Annotated in this window: 23 protein-coding genes; 16 read left to right on the forward strand and 7 right to left on the reverse strand. The window is 66.3% G+C overall.

Annotation, left to right across the window (positions count from 1 at the left end):
* The first annotated feature begins 85 nt into the window (after positions 1-85).
* Positions 86-1,441 (forward strand): purine-cytosine permease family protein, encoded by a 1,356-nt coding sequence (locus CBM2588_RS08505; protein ID WP_197717959.1) that lies wholly within the window; start codon positions 86-88, stop codon positions 1,439-1,441.
* Positions 1,438-2,214 (forward strand): creatininase family protein, encoded by a 777-nt coding sequence (locus tag CBM2588_RS08510; RefSeq protein ID WP_115680159.1) that lies wholly within the window; start codon positions 1,438-1,440, stop codon positions 2,212-2,214. Before CBM2588_RS08505 ends, CBM2588_RS08510 begins: the two co-directional genes overlap by 4 nt.
* Positions 2,215-2,222: 8 nt before the next feature.
* Here CBM2588_RS08510 and CBM2588_RS08515 read toward each other — a convergent pair whose 3' ends face one another.
* The 6 genes from CBM2588_RS08515 to CBM2588_RS08540 form a co-directional block, all read right to left on the reverse strand.
* Positions 2,223-2,522 (reverse strand): hypothetical protein, encoded by a 300-nt coding sequence (locus CBM2588_RS08515; RefSeq protein WP_115680160.1) that lies wholly within the window; start codon positions 2,520-2,522, stop codon positions 2,223-2,225.
* 42 nt (positions 2,523-2,564) lie between these two features.
* On the reverse strand, positions 2,565-3,359 hold the full coding sequence (locus tag CBM2588_RS08520) for a peptidylprolyl isomerase (RefSeq protein ID WP_115680161.1): 795 nt from the start codon (positions 3,357-3,359) through the stop codon (positions 2,565-2,567).
* A gap of 4 nt (positions 3,360-3,363) precedes the next feature.
* Positions 3,364-3,690: a BolA family protein gene (locus CBM2588_RS08525; RefSeq protein WP_115680162.1), complete on the reverse strand. Its 327-nt coding sequence runs from the start codon at positions 3,688-3,690 to the stop codon at positions 3,364-3,366.
* A gap of 50 nt (positions 3,691-3,740) precedes the next feature.
* Positions 3,741-4,280, reverse strand: a complete 540-nt coding sequence (locus tag CBM2588_RS08530) for a septation protein A (protein ID WP_012352729.1) — start codon at positions 4,278-4,280, stop codon at positions 3,741-3,743.
* A 45-nt stretch (positions 4,281-4,325) separates the two neighbouring features.
* Positions 4,326-4,781, reverse strand: a complete 456-nt coding sequence (gene msrB, locus CBM2588_RS08535; protein ID WP_115680163.1) for a peptide-methionine (R)-S-oxide reductase MsrB — start codon at positions 4,779-4,781, stop codon at positions 4,326-4,328.
* A gap of 155 nt (positions 4,782-4,936) precedes the next feature.
* A complete protein-coding gene (locus tag CBM2588_RS08540; protein ID WP_115680164.1) occupies positions 4,937-6,511 on the reverse strand; it encodes a protein adenylyltransferase SelO in 1,575 nt (524 codons plus the stop codon).
* A gap of 428 nt (positions 6,512-6,939) precedes the next feature.
* Here CBM2588_RS08540 and CBM2588_RS08545 point away from each other — a divergent pair, with 428 nt between their 5' ends.
* The 6 genes from CBM2588_RS08545 to CBM2588_RS08570 all read left to right on the forward strand — a co-directional run bounded on the left by CBM2588_RS08545 (position 6,940) and on the right by CBM2588_RS08570 (position 13,926).
* Positions 6,940-8,565 (forward strand): 3-(methylthio)propionyl-CoA ligase, encoded by a 1,626-nt coding sequence (locus CBM2588_RS08545; protein ID WP_115680165.1) that lies wholly within the window; start codon positions 6,940-6,942, stop codon positions 8,563-8,565.
* A 149-nt stretch (positions 8,566-8,714) separates the two neighbouring features.
* A complete protein-coding gene (locus CBM2588_RS08550) occupies positions 8,715-9,965 on the forward strand; it encodes a branched-chain amino acid ABC transporter substrate-binding protein (RefSeq protein WP_115680166.1) in 1,251 nt (416 codons plus the stop codon).
* A gap of 209 nt (positions 9,966-10,174) precedes the next feature.
* A complete protein-coding gene (locus CBM2588_RS08555; RefSeq protein WP_062799143.1) occupies positions 10,175-11,122 on the forward strand; it encodes a branched-chain amino acid ABC transporter permease in 948 nt (315 codons plus the stop codon).
* Between the two features lie 4 nt (positions 11,123-11,126).
* Positions 11,127-12,440: a branched-chain amino acid ABC transporter permease gene (locus CBM2588_RS08560; protein ID WP_115680167.1), complete on the forward strand. Its 1,314-nt coding sequence runs from the start codon at positions 11,127-11,129 to the stop codon at positions 12,438-12,440.
* The gene (locus CBM2588_RS08565) at positions 12,437-13,213 is read left to right on the forward strand and encodes an ABC transporter ATP-binding protein (protein WP_062799147.1); all 777 of its coding nucleotides are present in this window, start codon (positions 12,437-12,439) and stop codon (positions 13,211-13,213) included. Before CBM2588_RS08560 ends, CBM2588_RS08565 begins: the two co-directional genes overlap by 4 nt.
* Positions 13,213-13,926, forward strand: coding sequence for an ABC transporter ATP-binding protein (locus CBM2588_RS08570; protein ID WP_115680168.1), 714 nt, complete (start codon positions 13,213-13,215; stop codon positions 13,924-13,926). The genes CBM2588_RS08565 and CBM2588_RS08570 overlap by 1 nt, the downstream gene beginning before the upstream one ends.
* 115 nt (positions 13,927-14,041) lie before the next feature.
* On the opposite strand, the gene CBM2588_RS08575 is transcribed toward CBM2588_RS08570, so the two are convergent.
* Positions 14,042-15,580 (reverse strand): amino acid permease, encoded by a 1,539-nt coding sequence (locus tag CBM2588_RS08575; RefSeq protein ID WP_115680169.1) that lies wholly within the window; start codon positions 15,578-15,580, stop codon positions 14,042-14,044.
* 492 nt (positions 15,581-16,072) lie between these two features.
* Between CBM2588_RS08575 and CBM2588_RS08580 the strand changes: the two genes are divergently transcribed.
* The 8 genes from CBM2588_RS08580 to CBM2588_RS08615 all read left to right on the forward strand — a co-directional run bounded on the left by CBM2588_RS08580 (position 16,073) and on the right by CBM2588_RS08615 (position 24,951).
* A complete protein-coding gene (locus CBM2588_RS08580; RefSeq protein WP_115680170.1) occupies positions 16,073-18,154 on the forward strand; it encodes a 3-hydroxyacyl-CoA dehydrogenase NAD-binding domain-containing protein in 2,082 nt (693 codons plus the stop codon).
* 41 nt (positions 18,155-18,195) lie between these two features.
* Entirely contained in the window at positions 18,196-18,840 is a 645-nt protein-coding gene (pncA, locus tag CBM2588_RS08585; RefSeq protein WP_115680171.1) for a bifunctional nicotinamidase/pyrazinamidase, read from the forward strand.
* A gap of 47 nt (positions 18,841-18,887) precedes the next feature.
* Complete coding sequence (locus CBM2588_RS08590) at positions 18,888-20,066, forward strand: acetyl-CoA C-acyltransferase (protein WP_115680172.1); 1,179 nt, start codon at positions 18,888-18,890, stop codon at positions 20,064-20,066.
* Complete coding sequence (locus tag CBM2588_RS08595) at positions 20,066-20,515, forward strand: PaaI family thioesterase (protein WP_115680173.1); 450 nt, start codon at positions 20,066-20,068, stop codon at positions 20,513-20,515. The genes CBM2588_RS08590 and CBM2588_RS08595 overlap by 1 nt, the downstream gene beginning before the upstream one ends.
* Before the next feature lie 108 nt (positions 20,516-20,623).
* A complete protein-coding gene (locus CBM2588_RS08600) occupies positions 20,624-22,486 on the forward strand; it encodes an acyl-CoA dehydrogenase (RefSeq protein ID WP_115680174.1) in 1,863 nt (620 codons plus the stop codon).
* Between the two features lie 41 nt (positions 22,487-22,527).
* Positions 22,528-23,310 carry an SDR family oxidoreductase gene (locus CBM2588_RS08605; RefSeq protein WP_115680175.1) on the forward strand — a complete coding sequence of 261 codons (783 nt, stop codon included), beginning with the start codon at positions 22,528-22,530 and terminating at the stop codon, positions 23,308-23,310.
* Between the two features lie 94 nt (positions 23,311-23,404).
* On the forward strand, positions 23,405-23,842 hold the full coding sequence (locus CBM2588_RS08610; protein ID WP_115680176.1) for a PaaI family thioesterase: 438 nt from the start codon (positions 23,405-23,407) through the stop codon (positions 23,840-23,842).
* Positions 23,843-23,940: 98 nt separating this feature from the next.
* Complete coding sequence (locus tag CBM2588_RS08615) at positions 23,941-24,951, forward strand: NADP-dependent oxidoreductase (protein WP_115680177.1); 1,011 nt, start codon at positions 23,941-23,943, stop codon at positions 24,949-24,951.
* The last annotated feature ends 188 nt before the right edge of the window (positions 24,952-25,139 follow it).

Consider the following 25,139-nt stretch of genomic DNA (forward strand, 5'->3'; position numbering starts at 1 on the left):
GGCTCGCTCGCACACGGAACGGTTGATTCGGAGATCCCGCATGAATCAGAAGGCGCAGTCGTCCCCGGCAGTTGATGCAGACTATATGTTGGCCCCGGTCCCGCCCGATGCGCGCAGGCCGACCTGGAAGCAGGTGATGGTGTGGGTCGGGTTCGGCTACGTCGCCACCGGCCTGTTTATCGGCGGTACGCTGGCCGGCCCGGCAGGCGGAGCGGGCGTTTCCTTTCCGATGGCAATGCTGGCCATCGCCATCGGCATGGGCATCCTGTTCGTGCTGACGTCGCTGCTGGGTGTGATCGCGCAACGAACCGGGCTGAGCCTGGCGCTGCTGTGCCGTTATGCCTATGGCGCAAAAGGCATGAATTTGCCGATGCTGGCGATGGGGCTGCTGACGCTGGGCTGGTTCTCGGCGATCACGGGCATGGTGGGGGATATCTGGGGGGCCTTTATCGGCAACCCGAGCGGCATCGTGGTGTTCGACCCGGGCCGGATGGGATACCAGATCGCCCCCATTACGCTGGAGGTCTTTGCGGCATGCCTGCTCTGCGGGCTCTTGTTCACGGCGACTTCCATGTCCGGCATGAAAGGGCTGGAGCGGCTGGCGGTACCGGTGGCGCCCGTCATCATGCTGATCGCGGTGCTGGTCGGCATCGGCATGCTGGACGAGGGCGGCGGGCTCGGCAGTTTTGTCGCGGCCTCGTCGCAGAAGCACGGCCTGCCGCTGTCGTCGGCCGTCACCATGCTGGTGGGGAGCTGGATTGCCGGCGCCATCATGGGCGTCGACCTGTTCCGCTTCTGCCGGAACGCCCGCGCGGTCTGGCTGGGCTCGGCCGCCTGCTTCCTGCTGACCAATCCCTTGCTCAATATCGTCGGCTATATCGGCACCGTCACCGTCGGTGAATACAACTACGTGTCGTGGATGCTGGAAAAGAGCTTCCTGCTGGCACTGGCGGGCGCGGTCACATGGACCTTGTCGCTATGGACCACCAACGACGCCGAGCTCTATTGCAATGCGCTCTACACCGGTCCCGTGCTGCAGTCCTGCGGCTTCGATGTCAGCAAGAAGCAGCTCGTGCTGGTGGCGGGCCTTGCCGGCACCGTGCTCGGTGCGCTCGGCTTCTACCAGATGTTCTTTTCGCCATTCATCAACTACCTCGGCATCATGGCGCCGCCGCTGGCCGGCCCGCTGCTGGCGGATTTCTACATCAAGCACAAAGGCCGCTATGACGTCCGCGAACTGGATCAGCAGCCGGAGTTCAACCGGGCGGGCGTGGGCTCGGCACTGATCGGCATGGTGCTGGGGCTCGCCCTCGAGCTGAACCAGTGGCTGGTGGCCTGGCCCAATGGCCTGGTGGCGCTGCTGGCCACCGTGCTGCTGTACTTGCTGTTGCACCCGATATTGAGCGCGAAGCCGCGCCCGCTGGCGGAGAAGGCATCATGAAGAAGGTCTTCCTGAATGAATTCTCCACGGCCGAGCTGGAGGCCATGTTCGCCGCCGGCAACCTCGACAGTGCGATCACGGTATTCGGCAGTTGCGAGAGCCATGGCGGCCACCTGCCGCTGGGGCCAGACCTGTTCGTGCCCACCGAAGTGGCCCGGCAGGCTGCGCAACGACTTGCCCGCACCGTGGTGGTCCCGGGCGTGCCGTTTGGCACCTCGATGCACTACAACGCCAATCCGATGGCGATCTCGCTTCGCTTCGAGACGGTGACGGCCGTCGCCGAGGATATGTTCGAGAGCCTGCTTGCCTACGGCATCCGGCACATCTTTGTGCTGAACGGCCATGACGGCAATATCGCGCCGCTGGAAATCGCACAGCGCAAGGTCAAGCAGCGGCATCCGGAAGCCGTGTTCGCCTTTATGCCCGCCTGGTGGTACCTGGTTGGCAAGCTGCTTGGGGAAGACTTCTTCGCCGAGTGGGACGGGCTGGGCCACGGCGGCGAAGGTGAAACCTCGATCACCATGGCGGTGCGCCCGGAATTGTGTGACCTGGGCAAGGCCGTGCGCCAGATGCCCGCTGACAGCATCCGCCTTGGCGAGCGCGTGCAGATCATTTGGGATATCGCTGAGGTTTCCGCGACCGGTGCCACCGGCGATCCTACGCGGGCCAGCGCGGAGAAGGGCAGCAAGATGCTCGATGCCCTGGTGGCGCTGGTCGTCGACAGTATCAGGCAGCTCGACGACGAAGGCTGGCGCTACGATCGCCGACAGTGAGGGACGCTTCAGCCCCGCATCGGCTTGCGCAAGCCTGAACTCCACGACGCACACGCATAAGTCAGCACGCGCCTGGTTTCAAATCCGGGGGGCGGCGTGATCTCGCCGCGAGCTTCCTTGTATGCCACCACGGCATGCAGGATCTTTTCGGGCGAGTAGCGGTCACGCAGGGGAAGGTGGGGATGGAGCCGGCGCCAGCCGGGGGCGGCGCCGTCCAGGGTGGCCCAGGCCAGTGCGCAATAGCACAGGCCCCGGGACGAGAGATGCCAGAGCTGCCAGTAGCGGCCGGTCGTCTGCACGCGCTGCATCCTTGATGGCTGCAGGGCCGGCAGGGGCGACCGGCCCGCGGCTTACTGGACCTTGGCCTTGTCCTTCAGGGCCTTCATCATGGCCTGGAACTGCTCGCGCTGCCAGTTCTGGTCGCCCATCAGCATCTGCGTCAGCTGCGGCTTCACTTCTTCGAACGACGGGATCTTGGCGTCGCGCACGTCGACCAGCTCGATGATGTGCCAGCCGAACTGGGTCTTGACCGGGGTGTCGGTCATCTGGCCCTTCTTCAGGCCGGTCATGGCCGCCGAGAACTCGGGCACGTAGCTGCTGCTGTTGGCCCAGTCCAGGTCGCCGCCGTTGGCGGCCGAGCCCGGGTCCTTCGAGGCGGCCTTGGCCTGGTCCTCGAACTTGGCGCCGCCCTTGATCTTGGCGATGATGGCCTTGGCGTCGGCTTCCTTTTCCACCAGGATATGGCGGGCGTGGTATTCCTTGCCATTGCCGAACTGCGACTTGATCTTGTCGTATTGCTTGCGCAGCTCGGCGTCGCTGGCGCCGTGGGTCTTGACGTAGTCTTCGAACACCGCACCGGCCAGCACGTTCAGGCGCGCCTGTTCCAGTTGCTCCTGCACGTCGTCGCGCTGGGTCAGGCCGCGCTTGTTGGCTTCCTGCACGAGCAGTTCGCGGTCGATCAGCATGTTGCGGGCGCGCGTGCGCAGCTCCGGGCTGTCGGGCTGGCCGGTGCCGGCGATCAACTTGTCCAGCTTTGCCGACGGAATGGCCTTGCCATTCACGACGGCGGCATTCTGGGCGATGGCCGGCAGGCTGCCGGCAGCAAGCACAGCCGCCAGGCTGAACGAGAGGACGGTGGTCTTCATGGAATCAGGTCTGAGAGTTGCTGGAAGAATCGCGTGAGTGTGCGAGGGATTGTGCGCGGGATTGGTACTCTTGGTCGGTGAACGCAGTCACGGCGAGGGCGTGGATCTGCGTGGGGAACAGACCGCGCAGCGCATCATACACCATGCGGTGTCGGGCAACCCGGTTGTGACCCGCAAAGCGCTCGCTGACGATTGTCACGTCGTAATGTCCGCCGCCGGACGCGGCGCCGGCATGTCCGGCGTGCAGCGCGCTGTCGTCGCGCACGGCCAGGTGGCTGGGGGCGAGCGCTGCGCGCAGCATTGCCTCGATCGTAGCGGGATCGGCTGCCATCGGTGGTTTCCTTCGGTTTGTGGGAACGAAACGGGGGCGCGGCGACGCCGTCAGTCCTGGGTGTTTTCCGGCATGTGGCGCGACAGCCAGACGCTTTGCGCGACGATGAAGACCAGCATCAGCCCCATGCTGCCGAACAGCTTGAAGTTGACCCAGGCCTCGGTCGAGAACTGGTAGGCCACGTACAGGTTGAGCACGCCCATGGCGGCGAAGAAGCCGGCCCACGCGAGATTGAGGCGCGCCCATACCGGATCCGGCAGGGACACCTGCTTTTCCATCATGGCGCGGATCAGGTTCTTGCGCCACACCAGCACCGAGCCCAGCAGCGCGGCTGCGAACAGCCAGTACAGCACGGTCGGCTTCCACTTGATGAAGGTCTCGTTGTGCAGCACCAGCGTGGCGCCGCCGAAGACCGCGATGATCAGCAGGCTGACCCACTGCATCGGCTCGACCTTGCGGTGGCGGAACCAGACCCAGCCGATCTGCAGCACCGTGGCGCCGATGGCCACGGCGGTGGCGGTGTAGATGTCGGCCAGCTTGAAGGCGGCAAAGAAAAGAATGACCGGAAACAGGTCGAACAGGAATTTCATGCGGGTCCAGGTTGTGCCCGGCGTCTGGGCCGGGCCTTTCAGGCGTCAGGGCTGCGGGTCGCGTTTGGGCGCTTCGGCAGCGTGGGCATCGTCCGCCGCACGCTGCGCCGGGTCGCGATCGTCGAATTTTAGCGCAGCCGAGTTGATGCAATAGCGCAGGCCGGTCGGCGCCGGCCCATCCTCGAACACGTGGCCGAGGTGGCTGCCGCACTCCTTGCAGCGGACTTCGACGCGCGTCATGCCGTGGCTGTGGTCGACATGCTCGGCAATGACCTCGCCGTTGATCGGGCGGAAATAGCTGGGCCAGCCGCAGCCGGCATCGAACTTGGTGGCCGATTCGAACAGCGGCGTGCCGCAGCCCACGCAGTGGTAGATGCCCCGGTCCCAGTGGTCCCAGTAGCGGCCGGTGAAGGGTCGCTCGGTGGCGGCCTCGCGGGTCACGCGGTATTCGATCTCGGAGAGTTGTGCACGCCACTCGGCGTCGGTCTTGGTGGTGGTCATGGTTGTCCTCGCGGTGTTCCTTGGAGTGGATGGCCGGCCAGGCGTTCAGCGTCCACGCTTGTCCTTGCGGTTTGTCCACGGCATTGGTCGCCGGAATTGCGCGAACCTTACACCGGCTTGCGCCGGCTGCAGGCGCGCGGTGCCGGTTGTAGTCGTCAGGATGAGCAGCTCACCTCCAGCCCCGCGGCCCAGTCCGGCGGCAGCGCCGCGTAGTGCTCGGCCTCGGGCTGCTCGTCGAACGGGCGCGACAGCACCGCCAGCAGCCGGTCCACCTCGCTGAAGTCCTTGTCGCGGGCACGGCGGATGGCGGTTTCGGCCAGGTGGTTGCGCAGCACGTACTTGGGGTTGACCGCCAGCATTTCCAGTTCGCGCGCGGCATCGTGCGATTGCTCGGCGCGCAGGCGCACGCGGTAGTCGGCCACCCAGGCATCGAAGGCGGCGCGGTCGAGGAACAGGTCGCGCACCGGCGCGTCGCGCGAGGCATCGGTGGACGAAATGCCGCACAGCTTGCGCCAGAACAGCGTGTAGTCCACGCGCTGGCCGTGCAGCAGCTGGAACAGGCGGGTCAGCAGCGGCTCGTCGGCCTTGTCGTTGCCGCCGGCCGGTGGGCGCAGGCCCAGCTTGGCGCGGTAGTGGCGGAAGAACGCCGCGGCGTAGCGCTCGCGGAACGGGTCCAGCGCGGCGCGCGCCGCTTCGACCGCGGCATCGCGCGCGGCTTCCTGGTCGGCCTGCGCGGGCGGCAGCCACAGCGGCAGCAGCGCCTGCGCCAGGCAATGCAGGTTCCAGAATGCCACCTGCGGCTGCTGGCTGTAGGCGTAGCGGCCCTGCGTGTCGGAGTGGTTGCAGATATGGTTGGCGTCGAACGCATCGAGGAAGCCGAACGGGCCGTAATCGATGGTCAGTCCCAGGATCGACATATTGTCGGTGTTCATCACGCCGTGGCAGAAACCCACCGCCTGCCAGTGCGCGATCAGGTCGGCGGTGCGCAGCGAGACCTCGCGCAGTAGCGCCTGGTAGGGCTGGCTGTCGTCGCGGCAGGCGGGCATGAAGTTGTCGATGACGAAATCCGCCAGCTTGCGCAGCGCGGCCACGTCGTCGTGCGCGGCGAAATGCTCGAAGTGCCCGAAGCGTATGAAGGTGGGCGACAGCCGGGTCACGACCGCGGCGGTCTCGATGGTCTCGCGCCGCACCGGCGCGTCGGAACCCACGATCGACAGCGCGCGCGTGGTCGGCACGCCCAGCGCGGCCATTGCCTCCGAGCACAGGTACTCACGGATCGACGAGCGCAGCACCGCGCGTCCGTCGGCCATGCGCGAATAGGGCGTCAGGCCCGCGCCCTTGAGCTGGATTTCCCACGGGCCGGTGTCGGTCTGCGCCTGCGCCAGGCGGATCGCGCGGCCGTCGCCGAGCTGGCCGGCCCAGACCCCGAACTGGTGTCCGGAATAGACCGTCGCCAGCGGATCGGCCCAGTCCGGCACCTGGTTGCCGATGAAGGTGTCGATGAAGTCTTGCCGGGCGGCGACGCTCGCGTCCCAGCCGAGCAGCGCCGCGGCGGCGGGCGCCACGCTCACCAGGTACGGCGACGGCAGCGGGGTGGGGCGCAGGCGCGTGAAGAAATGCGGGCCCAGGTCGGCAAAGCCGGGCGCGGCAGGGAACGGCAGCGGCAGGGTGACCGGCGGGGCGGTATCGGCAATGGATGGTGCAGCGTGCGGCTGGGGCGTATCTGGCATCGCGTAGGGCGCTCGGGCGCCAGGTGGCAGCGCGCTTTCCATGCACTTCGGCAGGGTGCCGCGGCACGCGTGTCAGGCGGTGCGGCGCGGCATGCAGAAGGCACGAAAATGCGATGGTGGCTAGGGAAAACGACATGTTGAGGTGCAACATGCCACGCAGTATTGTACGTCCTCAACGGCACGAGACCGCGCCCCGCCGGGACATGCCGCCATGCACCGCAAGGTTATTTCCCGCCTTCACTGAGCCCATGAATCCGGTGCATGGATTTCCGCAGAATTGCGGCCCCGACGACAGCAACGCGACGACAGTACGGGCAGTGCACGACCGGGTCGGCTCCTTGCCGATGCCATACATGCGAACGACCGTCCAAAAATAGTACGGTTGTTCGTTTTTCGGTGGAACAGAACAGCATTCAGGAGACAGGTTCATGGCATTGATGGGTCAAATGATGAGCGCGCCGCTGCTCATTTCCTCCATCATCAAACACGCCGCGCGTTATTACGGCAGCACCGAGATCGTCTCGCGGCGCACGGAGGGCGACCTGCATCGCTATACGTACCGCGATTGCGAGCTGCGTGCCCGCAAGCTGGCGCAGGCGCTCGGCGCGCTGGGCGTGAAGCAGGGCGAGCGTGTCGGCACGCTGGCCTGGAACGGCTACCGCCACCTGGAGATCTACTACGGCGTGTCGGGCATGGGCGCCGTCTGCCATACCGTCAACCCGCGCCTGTTCCCCGAGCAGATTGCCTATATCGTCAACCACGCGGAAGACGGCTATGTCTTCTTCGACCTGACCTTCCTGCCGCTGGTCGAGGGCGTGGCCCCGCATTGCCCTAACGTCCGCGGCTGGGTGGCGATGACCGACCGGGCGCACATGCCGGCCGAGTCCAAGGTGCCGCTGCTGTGCTACGAAGAACTGCTCGACGCACAGGACGGCAACTACGAATGGCCACAGTTCGACGAGAACCTCGCGTCGAGCCTGTGCTACACCTCGGGCACCACCGGCAATCCCAAGGGCGCGCTGTATTCGCACCGCTCCACGGTGCTGCACTCCTATGCCTCGGCCATGCCGGATGCGCTGGGCTGCTCGGCCAGCGACGTGATCCTGCCGGTGGTGCCGATGTTCCACGTCAATGCCTGGGGCCTGCCGTACTCGGTGCCGCTGGTCGGCGCCAAGCTGGTGCTGCCGGGGCCCAAGCTGGACGGCGCCTCGCTCTATGAACTGTTCGAGCAGGAAAAGGTAACCTTCTCCGCCGGCGTGCCGACGGTGTGGCTTGGCCTGCTGCAGCACATGCAGGCCAACCAGCTGAAGTTCTCCACCTTCCGCCGCACCGTGATCGGCGGCTCGGCCGCGCCGCCGGCGATGATCCGCGCGCTCGAGGCGCTGGACGTTGAGGTGATCCACGCCTGGGGCATGACCGAGATGTCGCCGCTGGGCACCGCCAGCAAGCTGCTCGCCAAGCACCACGACCTGCCCGACGCCGAGCGCCACAAGATCCAGGAAAAGCAGGGCCGCGTGATCTACGGCGTCGACATGAAGATCGTCGACGGCGAGGGCAAGGAACTGTCGTGGGACGGCAAGGCCTTCGGCGACCTGCTGGTGCGCGGGCCGTGGATCATCGACCGCTACTTCCGCAATGACGCCAGCCCGCTGGTCGACGGCTGGTTTCCGACCGGCGACGTCGCCACCATCGATGCCGACGGCTTCATGCAGATCACCGACCGCAGCAAGGACGTGATCAAGTCGGGCGGCGAATGGATTTCGTCGATCGATATCGAGAACGTCGCCGCCGCGCATCCCGCGGTGCATATGGCGGCCTGCATCTCCGCCTACCACCCCAAGTGGGACGAGCGCCCGCTGCTGGTGGTGGTGAAGAAGCCCGGCGCCGAGGTCAGTCGCGAGGAACTGCTGCGGTTCTTCGAAGGCAAGGTCGCCAAGTGGTGGATTCCGGACGACGTGGCCTTTGTCACCGAGATTCCGCTGACGGCCACCGGCAAGATGCAGAAGCTGCGGCTGCGCGAGCAGTTCAAGGACTACAAGCTGCCGACTGCCTGAGGCCGGCAGGCCAGCATCCGGTGCGCCGGGCCCGCTTGCGGCGCGGCGCTGCCGGGGCCGGCCGCGCGGCGCGAACAGGAGGGCGCCACGCGGCCGGTCGCATCGACGACATCGAACCACAAGCCACGATAAGAGTGAAGGAGACAGGTATGACGAAAATGCGTCCGCTGGTGGCCGGTGTGGCCACGTTTGCCGCACTGGGTTCTGCGCTGGTTTCGGGGGCCGCACTCGCGGATACGGTGAAGATCGCCTTTATCGATCCGCTCTCGGGGCTGATGGCCCCGGTTGGCCAGAACCAGCTCAAGAGCTGGCAGTACGTGGCCGACGTCGCCAACCAGAAGGGCTGGGCCGGTCCGCACAAGTTCGAGGTGGTGGGCTTCGACAACAAGCTGTCGCCGCAGGAAAGCCTGACCATCCTCAAGCAGGCGGTCGACCAGGGCATTCGCTACATCGTGCAGGGCAACGGCTCGTCGGTCGGCCTGGCGCTGCAGGACGCGGTGGCCAAGCACAACGAGCGCAACCCCGGCAAGGAAATCGTCTACCTGAACTACGCCGCGGTGGATCCGGACATGACCAATGCCAAGTGCAACTACTGGCATTTCCGCCTGGACGCGAACTCGGACATGAAGATGGAGGCGCTGACCACCTTCCTGGCCAAGGACCCGAACGTCAAGAAGGTCTACCTGATCAACCAGAACTACTCGTTCGGCCACCAGGTGGCGCGCGCCGCCAAGGACTACCTGAAGCGCAAGCGCCCGGATATCCAGATCGTCGGCGAAGACCTGCATCCGCTGGCGCAGGTCAAGGACTTCGCGCCGTACGCCGCCAAGATCAAGGCCTCCGGCGCCGACACCGTGATCACCGGCAACTGGGGCAGCGACCTCGCGCTGCTGATCAAGGCGGGCAAGGACGCCGGGCTCACCACCAACTACTACACCTACTACGCCGGCACCACCGGCGTGCCGACCGCGATGGGCGCGGCCGGTGCCGAGCACGTCAAGTACGTGGGCTACTACAACCCCAACAACAAGGGCTTCCGCGGCGCCGACATCATCGAGGGCTACAAGAAGAAGTACAACGACGACTTCTACGTGATGGCCTCGTACACCGGTATTGCCATGCTCAGCAAGGCGATGAAGGACACCAACTCCACCGATCCGGTCAAGGTGGCCAAGGCGCTGGAAGGCATCAAGGTCGACAGCATGAACGGCACGGTCGAGATGCGCAACACCGACCACCAGGCGCAGCAGCCGCTGGTGGTCGCCACCTGGACCAAGGTCGACGGCAAGGAAGTCAAGTACGACCAGGAGAACACCGGCTACGGCTGGAAGACCAACGCGCTGATGGACCAGTACGTGTCGGCCCAGCCGACCTCCTGCCAGATGAAGCGGCCGGGCTGATCCCGACGGCGGGGCGCGGCCATCGCTGACAAAGTGGCCGCGCGGCCTGCATACTTCCGGTCTTTCCGGCCGACATTCCGGTCTTTTGCAGACCATAACGGGGAGTGTCCGGGGGCGATGTCCGCCCCCGGCGGTGGCGCTCACCCTCGATCGACCCGGACGGTTGCCGGCATGCCCCCGCATGGCGGCACCAGCTTGAAGGACACGCTGTGGAATTCTTCGTCATCTCACTGCTGAACGGCATCAGCTACGGGCTGCTGCTGTTCATGCTGTCGTCGGGCCTCACGCTGATCTTCAGCATGATGGGCGTGCTCAACTTTGCCCATGCCAGCTTCTACATGCTGGGCGCCTACTTTGCCTACACCATCGCCAGCAAGATCGGCTTCTGGCCGGCGCTGATCTTCGCGCCGCTGCTGGTGGCGGGCGCGGGCGCGCTGGTGGAGCGCTTTGGCCTGCGCACGGTGCACAAGTACGGCCACGTGGCCGAGCTGCTGTTCACCTTCGGCCTGGCCTACCTGATCGAGGAGGGCGTCAAGCTGGTGTGGGGCCTGGCGGCGGTGCCGTACCGGATCCCGGCCGAACTCGACGGGCCGCTGTTCACGGTGTTCACCTCGTCGTTCCCCAAGTACCGCGCCTTCATGATGCTGGTGTCGCTGGGCATGCTGGTGGCGATCTACCTGGTGCTGACGCGCACCCGCATCGGGCTGGTGATCCAGGCCGCGCTGACCCATCCGGAAATGGTCGAGGCGCTGGGGCACAACGTGCCGCGCGTGTTCATGATGGTATTCGGCGGCGGCGCCGCGCTGGCGGGGCTGGCCGGGGTGATCGGCGGCAATGCCTTCGTCACCGAGCCGTCGATGGCCGCCGCGGTGGGGTCGATCGTGTTCGTGGTGGCGGTGGTGGGCGGCATGGGCTCGCTGGTGGGCGCGTTCATCGCGTCGATCCTGATCGGCGTGCTGCAGACCTTCGCGGTCACCATCGACGCCTCGCTGGCGGGCCTGATGACCAGCCTGGGCCTGGCGGTCAGCGAGGCCACGCCGTTCTATTCGCTGTGGAAGCTGACGGTGGCCCAGGTGGCGCCGGTGCTGCCATACCTGCTGCTGGTGGTGATGCTGATCTTCCGCCCGCGTGGACTGATGGGAACCCGGGAGAGCTGACGCCATGGAGCAAGCGATGCAACAACCCCGCGAGCCGGTGGCAACCGGCCGCACCCTGCGCTACCGCCCGCTGAACCTGGCGCGCTGGATCATCTGGAGCCTGACCGTGCTGGTCATGCTGGTGCTGCCGCTGTTCTTCACCGGGGGCTTCGCCATCACGCTGATGTCGCAGATGGGCATCATGATCATCTTCGCGCTGTCGTACAACATGCTGCTGGGCCAGACCGGCATGCTGTCGTTCGGCCATGCGGTGTATTCCGGGCTGGGCGCCTTTATCGCCGTGCACGTGCTGAACATGGTCGGCGCCGGCAAGGTGTGGCTGCCGGTGTCGATGCTGCCGCTGGTGGGCGGGCTGGCCGGCGCGTTCTTCGGCGTCATCTTCGGCTACGTCACCACCAAGAAGGCCGGCACCACCTTCGCCATGATCACCATGGGCATCGGCGAGATGGTCTTTGCCAGCTCGCTGATGTTCCCGGAGTTCTTCGGCGGCGAGGGCGGCATCTCCACCAACCGCGTGGTCGGCGACCCGTTCCTGGGCATCAGCTTCGGACCCGGGCGCCAGGTCTACTACCTGATCGCGGCATGGTGCCTGGTGTCGATGGTGGCGATGTACGCCTGGACCCAGACGCCGCTGGGCCGCATTGCCAACGCGGTGCGCGACAATCCCGAGCGGGTCGAGTTCATCGGCTACAACACCCAGCGCGTGCGCTACCTGGTGCTGATCCTGTCGGCATTCTTCGCCGGCATTTCCGGCGCGCTGGCGGCGATCAACTTCGAGATCGTCTCGGCCGAGAACGTCAGCGCGGTGCGTTCGGGCGGCGTGCTGCTGGCGGTGTTCATCGGCGGCGCCGGCGTGTTCTTCGGGCCGATCATCGGCGCGGTGGTGTTCGTGCTGTTCGCGGTGGCGCTGTCGGACCTGACCAAGGCCTGGCTGCTCTACCTGGGCCTGTTCTTCGTGCTGATGGTGATGTTCGTGCCGGGCGGCCTGGCGAGCCTGCTGCTGATGCAACTGCCGCTGGCGGCGAAGGGCAAGCTGCGCCGCATGCTGCCGTCCTATGCCAAGGCCGGCGCGGCCGGCGTGGTGCTGCTGGTGGCCGTGATCGTGACCGTCGAGCTGGTCTACAAGGTCCAGGTCGACAGCGCCAATGGCACCGCCATGAAGCTGTTCGGCATCGGCTTCGATGCCGCGACCTGGGCGCCATGGCTGGCGGCGGCGGCGCTGTGGGCGGTGGGGCTGGGCGCATGGCGACTGGCGGTGCGCGCGTCGCGTGCGCAATGGGACAAGGTGCAGGCAGAAATCGCAGGAGGCAGGGCATGAGCGCGGCGGCACTGGAACTGACCGATGTACGCAAGAAGTTCGGCCAGACGGAGATCATCCGCGGCGTGAACCTGAGCATCCCCAAGGGCGAGCGCCATGCGCTGATCGGCCCCAACGGGGCCGGCAAGTCGACTACCTTCAACCTGATCTCGGGCCGCTTCGCGCCCAGCAGCGGCACGGTGCGGCTGAACGGTGAAGAGATCGGCGGGCTGCAGCCCTTCGTCATCAACCGCATGGGGCTGTCGCGCAGCTTCCAGATCACCAATATCTTCCACCGGCTGTCGGTGTTCGAGAACCTGCGCTGCGCGGTGCTGTGGTCGCTTGGCTACAAGTATTCGTTCTGGCACCGGCTCACCGGGCTGCGCGACGCGCGCGAGCGTGCCGAGGACGTGCTGGAGCTGATCGGCATGCAGCACCGCCGCGATACGCAGGCCGGCCTGCTGACCTACGCCGAGCAGCGCGCGCTGGAAATCGGCATCACCATCGCCGGCGGCGCCGAGGTGATCCTGCTGGACGAGCCCACCGCGGGCATGAGCCGCTCCGAATCGGACCACGCGGTCGAGCTGATCCGCAAGGTCACGGTGGGCAAGACGCTGGTGATGGTGGAGCACGACATGAGCGTGGTGTTCGGGCTGGCCGACCGCATCTCGGTGCTTGTCTACGGCGAAGTCATCGCCACCGATACCCCGCAGGCGATCCGCAACAACCGCAAGGTCAAGGAAGCCTACCTGGGCACCACGCTGGACGAAGCCACCACCGAAGGAGCGCATTGATGGGCAAGCGCATGCTGGAAGTCACGGGCCTGCACGCCTATTACGGCAAGAGCCACATCCTGCACGGCGTCGACGCGCATATCGGCGAGGGCGAGATCGTGGCGCTGCTGGGGCGCAACGGGGTGGGGCGCTCGACCATGGCCAAGGCCATCCTCGGCATGGTCAAGGCCGAAGGGTCGGTGAAGTTCCGGGGGGAAGAGATCCTCGGGCGACGGACCTTCGAGATTGCGCATCTCGGCATCGGCTACGTGCCGGAGAACCGGGATATTTTCCCTACGCTGACAGTGCGCCAGAACCTGCTGCTCGGGGAGAAGCGCAACCCGCGACAGGCCAAGCCGCGCTGGAGCGTCGAGGACATGTTCAACATGTTCCCGCGCCTGAAGGAGCGCGAGAACACCTCGGCCGGCGTGCTGTCCGGCGGCGAGCAGCAGATGCTGACGCTGTGCCGCACGCTGATGGGGGATCCCGACCTGATCCTGATCGATGAGCCTACCGAAGGGCTGGCGCCGATGATCGTGGCGCTGGTGGGCGATTATCTGAAGACCTTGAAGGACCGCGGCGTCTCGGTGCTGCTGATCGAGCAGAAGCTGGCGATTGCGCTGGATATCTCGCAGCGGGTCTATGTCATGGGCCACGGGCATATCGTGTTCGAAGGCACGCCGGGCGAACTGAAGGCCAATGGGCAGGTCAGGAAGGAGTGGCTGGAGGTGTAGGTACAGCCTGTGCTCCGCGCATGTTTTCTCCCCTCTCCCGCTTGCGGGAGAGGGGCGGGGGAGAGGGCCGGAGCGTCAACGAAGTGCATGCGTCGCTGTGCCCGGCCCCGGCTTCTTACGCAGCCTCTCGCTTGTCCCCGGCCTTCGGCTGCGGAAACGCAAACGGCATATCCTCATACGCAATCAGCCGCGACCCGGTGACCAGCCGATATCCCAGCCACAGCACCAGGAACACCGGCACGCCGATATAGGTGGCAACGATTTCCGGCCACCGGTTCGGGATGTCGGCGAAGGCCTGGTAATTCTGCCCGCCGATGATGACCAGACACAGCACAGCGGAAAAGACCGGCCCGAACGGATACAGCGGCGAGCGGTAAGCGAGCTTGCCGAGGTCATGCCCCTGGCGGGCCATGCCGCGGCGGAAGCGATAGTGGCTGACGGCGATGCCGAGCCAGGCGATGAAGCCGGTCATGGCCGAGGTGTTGAGCAGCCACAGGTAGGCGGTCTTGTTACCGAGCAGCGAACTGAGGAAGCACAGCGCGCCGATGCCGGTGGTCGCCAGCAGCGCGAAAAACGGCACGCCGTTGCGCGTGAGCCGGCCGAACACGCGCGGCGCGCGGCGGCTGACGGCGAGGCCGTACAGGATCCGCGTCGACACGTACATGCTCGAGGTGCCGGCCGACAGCAGCGCGGTCAGCACCACCGCGTTCATCAGCCCGGCGGCGAAGGCCAGCCCTGCATGGCGGAACACCAGCGCGAACGGGCTCACGCCGACGTCGGTCACGTCGTTGCGCAGCAGGTTGGGGTCGGTATAGGGGATCAGCACGCCGATGACCAGGATGGCCAGCACGTAGAACAGCAGGATGCGCCAGAAGGTCTGCCGGATCGCGCGCGGAATGGTGATGGCGGGGCGCTCGGCTTCGCCGGCGGCGACGCCGACGGTTTCCGTGCCGAGGAAGGAGAAGCCGGCGATCATGGCCACGCCGAACATGGCCGGGATGCCGCCGACGAATGGCGCATCGCCGCTGGTGAAGTTGTGCCAGCCCGACTGCGGCCCGCCCTGCATGATGCCGAAGATCATCAGCAGGCCCACGCCCAGGAACACCACCACGGTCACCACCTTGACCAGCGCGAACCAGTATTCGGCCTCGCCGAAGCCGCGCACCGAGAAGGCGTTGAGCCCGAACATCAGCAGCAGGAAGCCGGCGCTCCAGACCAGCCCGGGCATGTCGGGGAACCAGTACTGCATCACCAGCTGCGCCGCGGTCAGCTCCACGGCGATGGTCACCGCCAGGCTGAACCAGTAATTCCAGCCCAGCGCGAAGCCGAAGCCTTCGTCGACATAGAGCGCGCTGTAGGTGACAAAGGAACCGGCCACCGGCATGTGCACCGCCAGCTCGCCCAGGCTGGTCATCAGGCAATAGACCATCAGGCCGATCAGCATATACATCAGCAGCGCGCCGCCGGGGCCGGCCTGCGCGATCGACGCGCCCGAGGCCACGAACAGGCCGGTGCCGACCGCGCCGCCGACGGCGATCATGGTCAGGTGGCGCGCCTTGAGCTTGCGCTGGAGGTCGTCGTGCTCGACGACCGGGTGCTGGTGTCCATGCGGCGCCAAAGCGGGCCGGGACGAGGAATCGGTGGGGGAAGACATCAGGGTCGCTGGACCTTCAGCCGCCCGGCGTCTCGTGAAGGCCGGGGAGCAAAAAACGAAAAGCCGCGAGTCTACCGCGTCTGCCCCGGCGATTTTCCCGTATCGGTCAAATAAAGTCCGATACTGGTCTGGAGGCGGCGCGCGCGGATGCTGGCAAGTGCCTTAACGGGCATCGGGGGGCGCTGCTTCGCGGCGGATAAGCGTTGGCTCCATGCAGACGGATCAGGGGCGGCATTCGCATTGCGCATGGCCCCGAAAATGTTCCGAATTGAAATTGAACGACCGTGCTATTTTGTGTATGCTTGTTTCGCCCAAGCGCCGGAAGGCGTTGCGTGGCGCGGGAAAGCGGCGGATCGGGTCAAGGGTTAACCCCGCCCGTGACGGCCGCGACCCGGGGACAGGCGCGGCGTCAGCCGGCATGCCCCGCGCTGCAGAGAACATTCATTCGAGAATTCGAATCCCGAGACAACTTCTGACACCAAAGGAACCAGCATGACAGCGCAGTATCAGGTTCAGGACGGCGTAGCCGTCATCACGCTCGACAATCCCCCTGTCAACGGCCTGGGTCACAGCACCCGGCTTGGCATCGTCGAAGGCATGACCCGTGCGCTGGACGATGCCGCCGTCAAGGCGATCGTCATCACCGGCGCTGGCAAGGCTTTCTCGGGCGGCGCCGACATCCGTGAATTCAATACGCCCAAGGCGATGCAGGAGCCGACGCTGCACTCGGTGATCCGTGTGCTGGAAGCCTCGTCCAAGCCGGTGGTCGCCGCCGTGCACTCGGTTGCCATGGGTGGCGGCCTGGAACTGGCGCTGGGCTGCAATTACCGCGTGGCGTCCAAGGGCGCGCAGATCGCGCTGCCGGAAGTCAAGCTGGGCCTGCTGCCCGGCGCCGGCGGCACGCAGCGCCTGCCGCGCGTGATCGGCCTGGAGGCCGCCGCCAACATGATCGTGTCGGGCACCGCGGTGCCGTCCGAGAAGTTCGCCGGCACCAAGCTCTTCGATGAGATCGTCGACGGTGACGTGCTGCCCGCGGCGGTCAAGTTTGCGCAGAACGTCGGCGCCGCCAGCGGCCCGCATCCCAAGGTGCGCGACCTGAAGGTGCGCCACGAGAATGCCGAGGGCTACCTCGGCTTTGCCCGCAACACCGTGGCCGCGATGGCCAAGAACTTCCCGGCGCCGTTGAAGTGCCTGGAAGCCGTGGCGGGCTCGCTCAAGCCGTTCGAGCAGGGTCTGAAGCAGGAGCGCGAGGGCTTCCTGTTTCTTGTGACCACGCCGGAATCGCGCGCGCTGCGCCATGCCTTCTTCGGCGAGCGCGCCGCCAGCAAGATCCCCGACGTGCCCGAAGGCACGCCGGTGCGCAAGATCGAGAAGGTCGCCGTGATCGGCGCCGGCACCATGGGCGGCGGCATCAGCATGAACTTCCTCAACGCGGGCATCCCGGTCACGATCCTGGAAACCAAGCAGGAAGCGCTCGACCGCGGCGTCGGCATCATCCGCAAGAACTACGAGAACAGCGCCAAGAAGGGCAAGCTGACGCAGGAGAAGGTCGAGCAGCGCATGGGGCTGCTGAGCACGACGCTGTCCTATGACGACATCAAGGACGCCGACATGGTGATCGAGGCCGTGTTCGAAGAGATGGGCGTCAAGGAAATCGTGTTCAAGAAGCTGGACGAAGTGATGAAGCCCGGCGCGATCCTGGCATCCAACACTTCCACGCTGGACGTCAACAAGATCGCCTCGTTCACCAAGCGTCCGCAGGACGTGGTCGGCATGCACTTCTTCAGCCCGGCCAACGTGATGAAGCTGCTCGAAGTGGTGCGCGGCGACCAGACCGGCAAGGACGTGCTGGCCACGGTGATGCAGGTGGCCAAGAAGATCAAGAAGACCGCGGTGGTGTCGGGCGTGTGCGACGGCTTCATCGGCAACCGCATGATCGAGCAGTACAGCCGCCAGGCGGGCTACCTGCTGGACGAAGGCGCGCTGCCCGAGCAGGTCGACAAGGCCATCGAGAAGTTCGGCTTTGCCATGGGCCCGTTCCGCATGGGCGACCTGGCCGGCAACGACATCGGCTGGGCCATCCGCAAGCGCCGCGCCGTGGACAAGCCGGACATCCAGTACTCCAAGACCGCGGACCTGCTGTGCGAAATGGGCCGCTTCGGCCAGAAGACCGGCGCGGGCTGGTACGACTACAAGGCGGGCGACCGCAAGCCGTACCCGAACCAGCAGGTCAACGACATGATCGTGCAGCATTCGAAGGACCTGGGCATCACGCGCCGCAAGATCTCGGATGAAGAGATCGTCGAGCGCCTGGTGTTCGCGCTGGTGAACGAAGGCGCCAAGATCCTGGAAGAAGGCATTGCTTCCAAGGCCTCGGATATCGACATGGTGTACCTGACCGGCTACGGCTTCCCGCTGTTCCGCGGCGGCCCGATGCTGTACGCGGACCAGGTCGGCCTGTACAACGTGGCGCTGGCCATGAAGCGCTACGCCAAGGGCTACCACGGCGAAGCCTGGCAGGTGGCGCCGCTGCTGCAGAAGCTGGCGGACGAAGGCAAGGGCTTTAACGGGTAAGACGCGGCTAAGACGCCATCACGGTTCTCCCTGGCACTGATATGGACACCACCCTCCGACCTGGCGATTGCCTGCTGGTGATCGACGTGCAGAACGACTTCATGCCGGGCGGCGCGCTTGCCGTGCCGCGCGGCGACGAGGTCGTCCCCGTCATCAACCGGCTGGCGCGCGCGTTCGGGCACGTGGTGCTGACGCAGGACTGGCATCCGGCCGCGCACGTCTCGTTCGCGGCCAACCATGCCGGTACGCAGCCATTCCAGATGCTCACGCTGCCGTATGGCGAGCAGGTGCTGTGGCCGGTGCACTGCGTGCAGGACACGCCCGGCGCCGCGCTGCATACGGGGCTGCACGTGCCGCACGCGCGGCTGGTGATCCGCAAGGGCCATCATGCCGGCGTGGACAGCTACTCCGCCTTTATGGAAGCGGACCGCACCACGCGCACCGGGCTGGCCGGCTACCTGCGCGAGCATGGCGTCAGGCGCGTGTTCTGCGCCGGGCTGGCGACGGACTACTGCGTGGCCTGGAGCGCGCTCGATGCGCGCGCCGCCGGCTTCGAGGCCGCGGTGATCGAGGATGCATGCCGTGCCATCGACCTGCAAGGCTCGCTGGCACAGGCATGGCAAGACCTCGGCGCCGCCGGCGTCGCGCGCGTGATGTCCGTTGACCTGCTCAGTGGTCAGGGCTGAACCGAAACACCGAACTGAACGACACAAGAGATTTCGAGGAGCATCACATGAACGAAGCAGTCATCGTATCCACCGCACGGACCGGCCTGGCCAAGAGCTGGAAGGGCGCCTTCAACATGACCCACGGCGCCACGCTGGGCGGCCATGCGGTCCAGCACGCCATCGCGCGCGCCAGGATCGAAGCCGCCGAGGTCGAAGACGTGCTGATGGGCTGCGCCAACCCGGAAGGCGCCACCGGCGCCAACATCGCGCGCCAGATCGCGCTGCGCGCCGGCTGCCCGGTCACCGTGCCCGGCGCCACCGTCAACCGCTTCTGCTCGTCGGGCCTGCAGACCATTGCCATGGCCGCGCAGCGCGTGATCGCCGACGAGGGCGACATCTTCGTGGCCGGCGGCGTGGAGAGCATCTCGTGCGTGCAGCAGGAGATGAACCGCCATATGGTCCAGGAGAGCTGGCTGACCAAGAACAAGCCGGAAATCTACTGGAACATGCTGCAGACCGCCGAGAACGTGGCCAAGCGCTACAACATCTCGAAGGAGCGCCAGGACGAATACGGCGTGCGCAGCCAGCAGCGCGCCGCGGCCGCGCAGGAAGCCGGCAAGTTCAAGGACGAGATCGTGCCGATGACGGTGCTTGCCGGCGTTGCCGACAAGTCCACCGGCCAACTGGTGACGAAGGAAGTCACCATCGACCGCGACGAAGGCATTCGCGCCGACACTACGCTCGAAGGTGTTTCCAAGATCCGCAGCGCCGTGCCGGGTGGTGTGATCACCGCCGGCAACGCCTCGCAGTTCTCGGACGGCGCCTCGGCGGCGGTGGTGATGAACGCGCGCGTGGCGGCGGCCAAGGGCCTGCAGCCGCTGGGCGTGTTCCGCGGCTTTGCCGTGGCGGGTTGCGAGCCGGACGAGATGGGCATCGGCCCTGTCTTCGCGGTGCCCAAGCTGCTGAAGAAGGCTGGCCTGAAGGTCGACGACATCGGCCTGTGGGAACTGAACGAAGCCTTCGCGGTGCAGGTGCTGTACTGCGCCGACACGCTGGGCATCCCGATGGACCGCCTCAACGTCAACGGCGGCGCGATCGCGGTGGGGCATCCGTATGGCGTGTCGGGCGCGCGCCTGGTTGGCCATGCGCTGATCGAGGGCAAGCGCCGGGGCGTGAAGTATGTGGTGGTGACGATGTGCATCGGCGGCGGCCAGGGCGCCGCAGGCCTGTTCGAGGTCCTTTGATGTCCGCAGCGGGCACGACGCGGCCGGCGACGGCCCCCGGCATGCTCGCCTGGGGCCGCGAAGTGCTGGCCAGCCAGCCCTTCTCGGTCCTGGTCGGGACCGAGCTGGCGGCGCTGTCGCCGGGCAAGGCCGAGCTGCGGCTGCCGATACGGCAAGCGCTGCAACAGCAGCATGGCTTCCTGCACGGCGGCGTGGTCAGCTACCTGGCCGACAACGCGCTGACCTACGCGGGCGGCGCGGCCATGCAGGTGCCCGTGGTGACTTCCGAGTACAAGATCAACTATGTGCGCCCGGCGATCGGCGAATTGCTGATCGCCCGCGCCGAATGCGTCAGCGTGGGCCGCCAGCAAGCGGTGGTGCGCTGCGACGTGTTTGCGGTCAGGGATGGCGAGGAGAAGCTCTGCGCGGTAGCGCAGGGGACCATCGCGCGCCTTGGCGACGGTGGTTGACCGAGGGAAGGGAAGGGGGCGCGGCAGCGCCTTTTTTTTGACCGCTTCACCTTGAATCTGGCTAAAAGAATTCGCGGCGCCCCACGCAGTGCGCCGCCTGGAGACACCATGTCGATGATCCTTTCCCGCCGCGACCTGAACTTCATCCTGTATGAATGGCTCAAGGTCGACGAGCTGACCCGCATCCCGCGCTACGCCGACCACTCGCGCGAGACCTTCGATGCCGCGCTGGACACCTGCGAGAAGATCGCCACCGACCTGTTCGCGCCGCACAACAAGAAGAACGACCAGCACGAACCCGAATTCGACGGCGAGACGGTCAGCATCATCCCCGAGGTCAGCACCGCGCTGAAGGCCTTCTGCGAGGCCGGGCTGATGGCCGCCGGGCAGGATTACGAGCTGGGCGGCATGCAGCTGCCGGTGGTGGTCGAGAAAGCCGGCTTTGCCTATTTCAAGGGCGCCAACGTCGGTACCAGTTCCTATCCGTTCCTGACCATCGGCAACGCCAACCTGCTGCTGACACACGGCACGCCGGCGCAGGTCGAGACCTTCGTCAAGCCGGAAATGGAAGGGCGCTTCTTCGGCACCATGTGCCTGTCCGAACCGCAGGCCGGCTCGTCGCTGTCGGATATCACGACGCGCGCCGAGTACGAAGGCGAATCGCCGCTGGGTGCGCAATACCGGCTCCGCGGCAACAAGATGTGGATCTCGGCCGGCGAGCACGAGCTGTCGGAGAACATCGTCCACCTGGTGCTGGCCAAGATTCCCGGCCCCGACGGCAAGCTGATCCCCGGCGTGAAGGGCATCTCGCTGTTCATCGTGCCCAAGTACCTGGTGAACGAGGACGGCTCGCTGGGCGAGCACAACGACGTGGTGCTGGCCGGCCTGAACCACAAGATGGGCTACCGCGGCACCACCAACTGCCTGCTGAATTTCGGCGAGGGCATGAAGTACCAGCCGGGCGGCAAGGCCGGTGCCATCGGCTACCTGGTGGGCGAGCCGCACAAGGGCCTGGCCTGCATGTTCCACATGATGAATGAGGCGCGCATCGGCGTGGGCCTGGGCGCGGTGATGCTGGGCTATACCGGCTACCTGCATGCACTGGACTATGCGCGCAACCGTCCGCAAGGCCGCCCGGTCGGCCCCGGCGGCAAGGATGCCGCCAGCCCGCAGGTGAAGCTGGTCGAGCACGCCGATATCCGCCGCATGCTGCTGGCGCAGAAGAGCTATGTCGAGGGCGGCCTGGCGCTGAACCTGTATTGCGCGCGGCTGGTGGACGAGGAAGAAGCCGCTGCCTCCGCCGGCGACGAGGACGCACATGCGCGCCTGGCGCTGCTGCTCGACATCCTGACCCCGATCGCCAAGAGCTGGCCGTCGCAGTGGTGCCTGGAAGCCAACAACCTGGCGATCCAGGTGCATGGCGGCTATGGCTACACCCGCGAATACAACGTCGAGCAGTTCTACCGCGACAACCGCCTGAACCCGATCCACGAAGGCACGCACGGCATCCAGGGGCTGGACCTGCTGGGCCGCAAGGTGGTGATGAAGGATGGCGCCGCGTTCAGGCTGCTGGGCGAGCGCGTGCAGGCCACCATCGGCCGCGCGCTGGCCGCGGACGATGCCGAGCTGGCGCAGCAGGCGCGCGCGCTCGGCTCCTCAACGAAGCGCCTGGCCGAGGTGACCCAGACGCTGTGGAGCGCCGGCGATGTCAACGTGACGCTGGCCAACGCATCGGTCTATCTCGAAGCCTTCGGGCACGTGGTGGTGGCGTGGATCTGGCTGGAGCAGGCATTGCTGGCGCAGGCCGCGCTGGCGCAGGCGAGCGGCCAGGAAGACCAGGACTTCTATCGCGGCAAGCTGGCCGCGGCGGCGTACTTCTTCCGCTTCGAGCTGCCCAGGGTCGGCCCCCATCTCGACCTGCTGGCATCGCTCGACCGCACCACGCTGGACATGCAGGACGCCTGGTTCTGAGCGCCCGCCCCCTCACTCAAGACAACCAAGGAAGAGACAACATGCGCACCATCCAGCAACTGTTTGACCTGAAGGGCAAGACCGCGCTGATCACCGGCGGCTCGCGCGGGCTTGGCCTGCAGATTGCCGAGGCGCTGGGCGAGCAGGGCGCGCGCATCGTGCTGTCGGCGCGCAAGGCCGACGAACTGCGCGCGGCGCAGGAACACCTGAAGGGCCTCGGCATCGAGGCCGACTGGATCGCCGCCGACGGCTCGCAGGAAGCCGAGATCGCCCGGCTGGCCGACGAGGCCATCGCCAGGCTTGGCCACGTCGATATCCTGGTCAACAACGCCGGCGCCACCTGGGGCGCACCGGCGGAAGACCATCCGCTGGAAGCGTGGGACAAGGTCATGAACCTGAATATCCGCGGCCTGTTCCTGCTGAGCCAGCGCATCGGCAAGCTGTCGATGATCCCGCGCCGCTACGGCCGAATCATCAACGTGGCGTCGATCGCGGGCCTGGCCGGCAATCCGCCGGGGTCGATGGAGACCATTGCCTACAACACCTCCAAGGGCGCGGTGGTCAATTTCACGCGCACGCTGGCGGCGGAGTGGGGCGAGCACAACATCACCGTCAACGCGCTGGCGCCGGGCTTCTTCCCGTCCAAGATGACCAGGGGCTCGCTCGAGCGCATGGGCGTCGAGGCCATGTGCGCGGGCGTGCCGCTGCATCGGCTGGGCGACGACGAAGACCTGAAAGGCGCCGCGCTGCTGTTCGCCAGCGATGCCGGCAAGCACATCACCGGGCAGATTCTGGCGGTCGACGGCGGCGTCAGCGCGGTCTGAGCGAACGGCCTTCGTTTGCGGCAATAATGCGGGGTCGGCGCCGGCGGCCAGACCGCCGGTGCCTCTCCAATCCCCCACTTCCACTTGCGTTGCCATGAACCAGTACACCGGCTCCCTGAGCCATATCCCCTTCCTTGCCGAGCTTGGCGTGACCTGCAGCCTGGCCGAGGGCGGGCGCAGCGAGATCTCGCTGTCGACCGAAAAGCGCCACCAGAACAGCTGGGACATGGCCCACGGCGGCGTCATCATGACGCTGCTGGACGTGGCCATGGCGGTGGCCGGCCGCAGCAGCGATGCCGATGGCCGCGGCGTGGTCACCATCGAGATGAAGAGCAGCTTCATGGCGCCGGGCCGCGGCCACCTGACCGCGCGCGGCACCACCGTGCACCGCACCACCACCATGGTGTTCTGCGAGGCCGAGATCGTCGATGCCGACGGCAAGACCGTGGCGCGCGGCTCGGGCACGTTCAAGTACATCCGGCGCATGCCGCCGCAGCGCCCGGGCGAAACCGATACCGGCGCCGACGGCTGAGCGCCGGCGCCAGGGCAGGCGGGGCGTTTCATGTCCGGCATTGCCCCGCTTCAGCAGTTTCCATGCAGTTTCCATCTCCCATTGGAAGGAACCCGACCATGTCCAACACGTTCAAGCGCATCGTCCTGGCCTCGCGTCCCGAAGGCGCGGTGACGCCGGCCAATTTCCGGCTGGAAGAAGTGCCCGTGCCGCAGATCGCCGACGGCCAGGTGCTGGTGCGCAATCATTACCTGTCGCTCGACCCGTATATGCGCGGACGCATGAACGACAGCAAGTCCTACGCCGCGCCGCAGCCGCTCAACGAGGTGATGATCGGCGGCACCGTCGGCGAAGTGGTGGAGAGCAAGAACAGCAAGTTCAAGCCGGGCGACAAGGTGGTCGGCATGTTCGGCTGGCAGGAAATGGGCGTCAGCGACGGCACCGGCCTGCAGCCGGTCGATACCACGCATATCCCGCTGTCGGCCTATCTCGGCGCGGTCGGCATGCCGGGCGTGACCGCGTGGTATGGCCTGAACAAGGTCATCCAGCCCAAGGCGGGCAAGACCATCGCGGTCAGCGCCGCGTCGGGCGCGGTCGGCAGCGTGGTCGGCCAGCTGGCCAAGCTGGCAGGCTGCCGCGCGGTGGGCTTTGCCGGCGGCAAGGACAAGTGCGACTACGTGGTCAACGAGCTGGGTTTCGATGCCTGTATCGACTACAAGGCGGCGAAGGACCCGAAAGAGCTCTACACCATGCTCAAGGAAGCCACGCCCGACGGCATCGACGGCTATTTCGAGAACGTCGGCGGCGAGATCTTCGACGCGGTGCTGTCGCGCATGAACGCCTTCGGCCGCATCGCCATGTGCGGCATGATCGCCGGCTATGACGGCCAGCCGCTGCCGCTGAAGAACCCGCAGCTGATCCTGGTCTCGCGCCTGACCATCGAAGGCTTTATTGTCTCGGAGCACATGGACGTGTGGCCGCAGGCGCTGAAGGAACTGGGCACCGCGGTCGCGCAGGGCAAGCTCAAGTTCCGCGAAAGCATCGCCGAAGGCCTGGCCAGCGCGCCGGAAGCCTTCATGGGCCTGCTCAAGGGCAAGAACTTCGGCAAGCAGCTGGTCAAGCTGGTGTAAGTGCCGGCCATGCTGGCGAGGTTTCAATAACCGACACGTCGTCCTCGCGAAGGCGGGGACCCAGTGGCTTTCAAAGGCGCTGGATTCCCGCCCACGTGCGCTTTGGGTAGGCGCGGGAATGACGAAGTAGGGCGCGTAGTTTGTCACTCCAATATGAGGTTGCGGTCCATGGGACTGCTGACACAAGA

This window comes from Cupriavidus taiwanensis (assembly GCF_900250075.1).
In the GTDB taxonomy this organism is placed as follows: Bacteria; Pseudomonadota; Gammaproteobacteria; order Burkholderiales; family Burkholderiaceae; genus Cupriavidus; species Cupriavidus taiwanensis_C.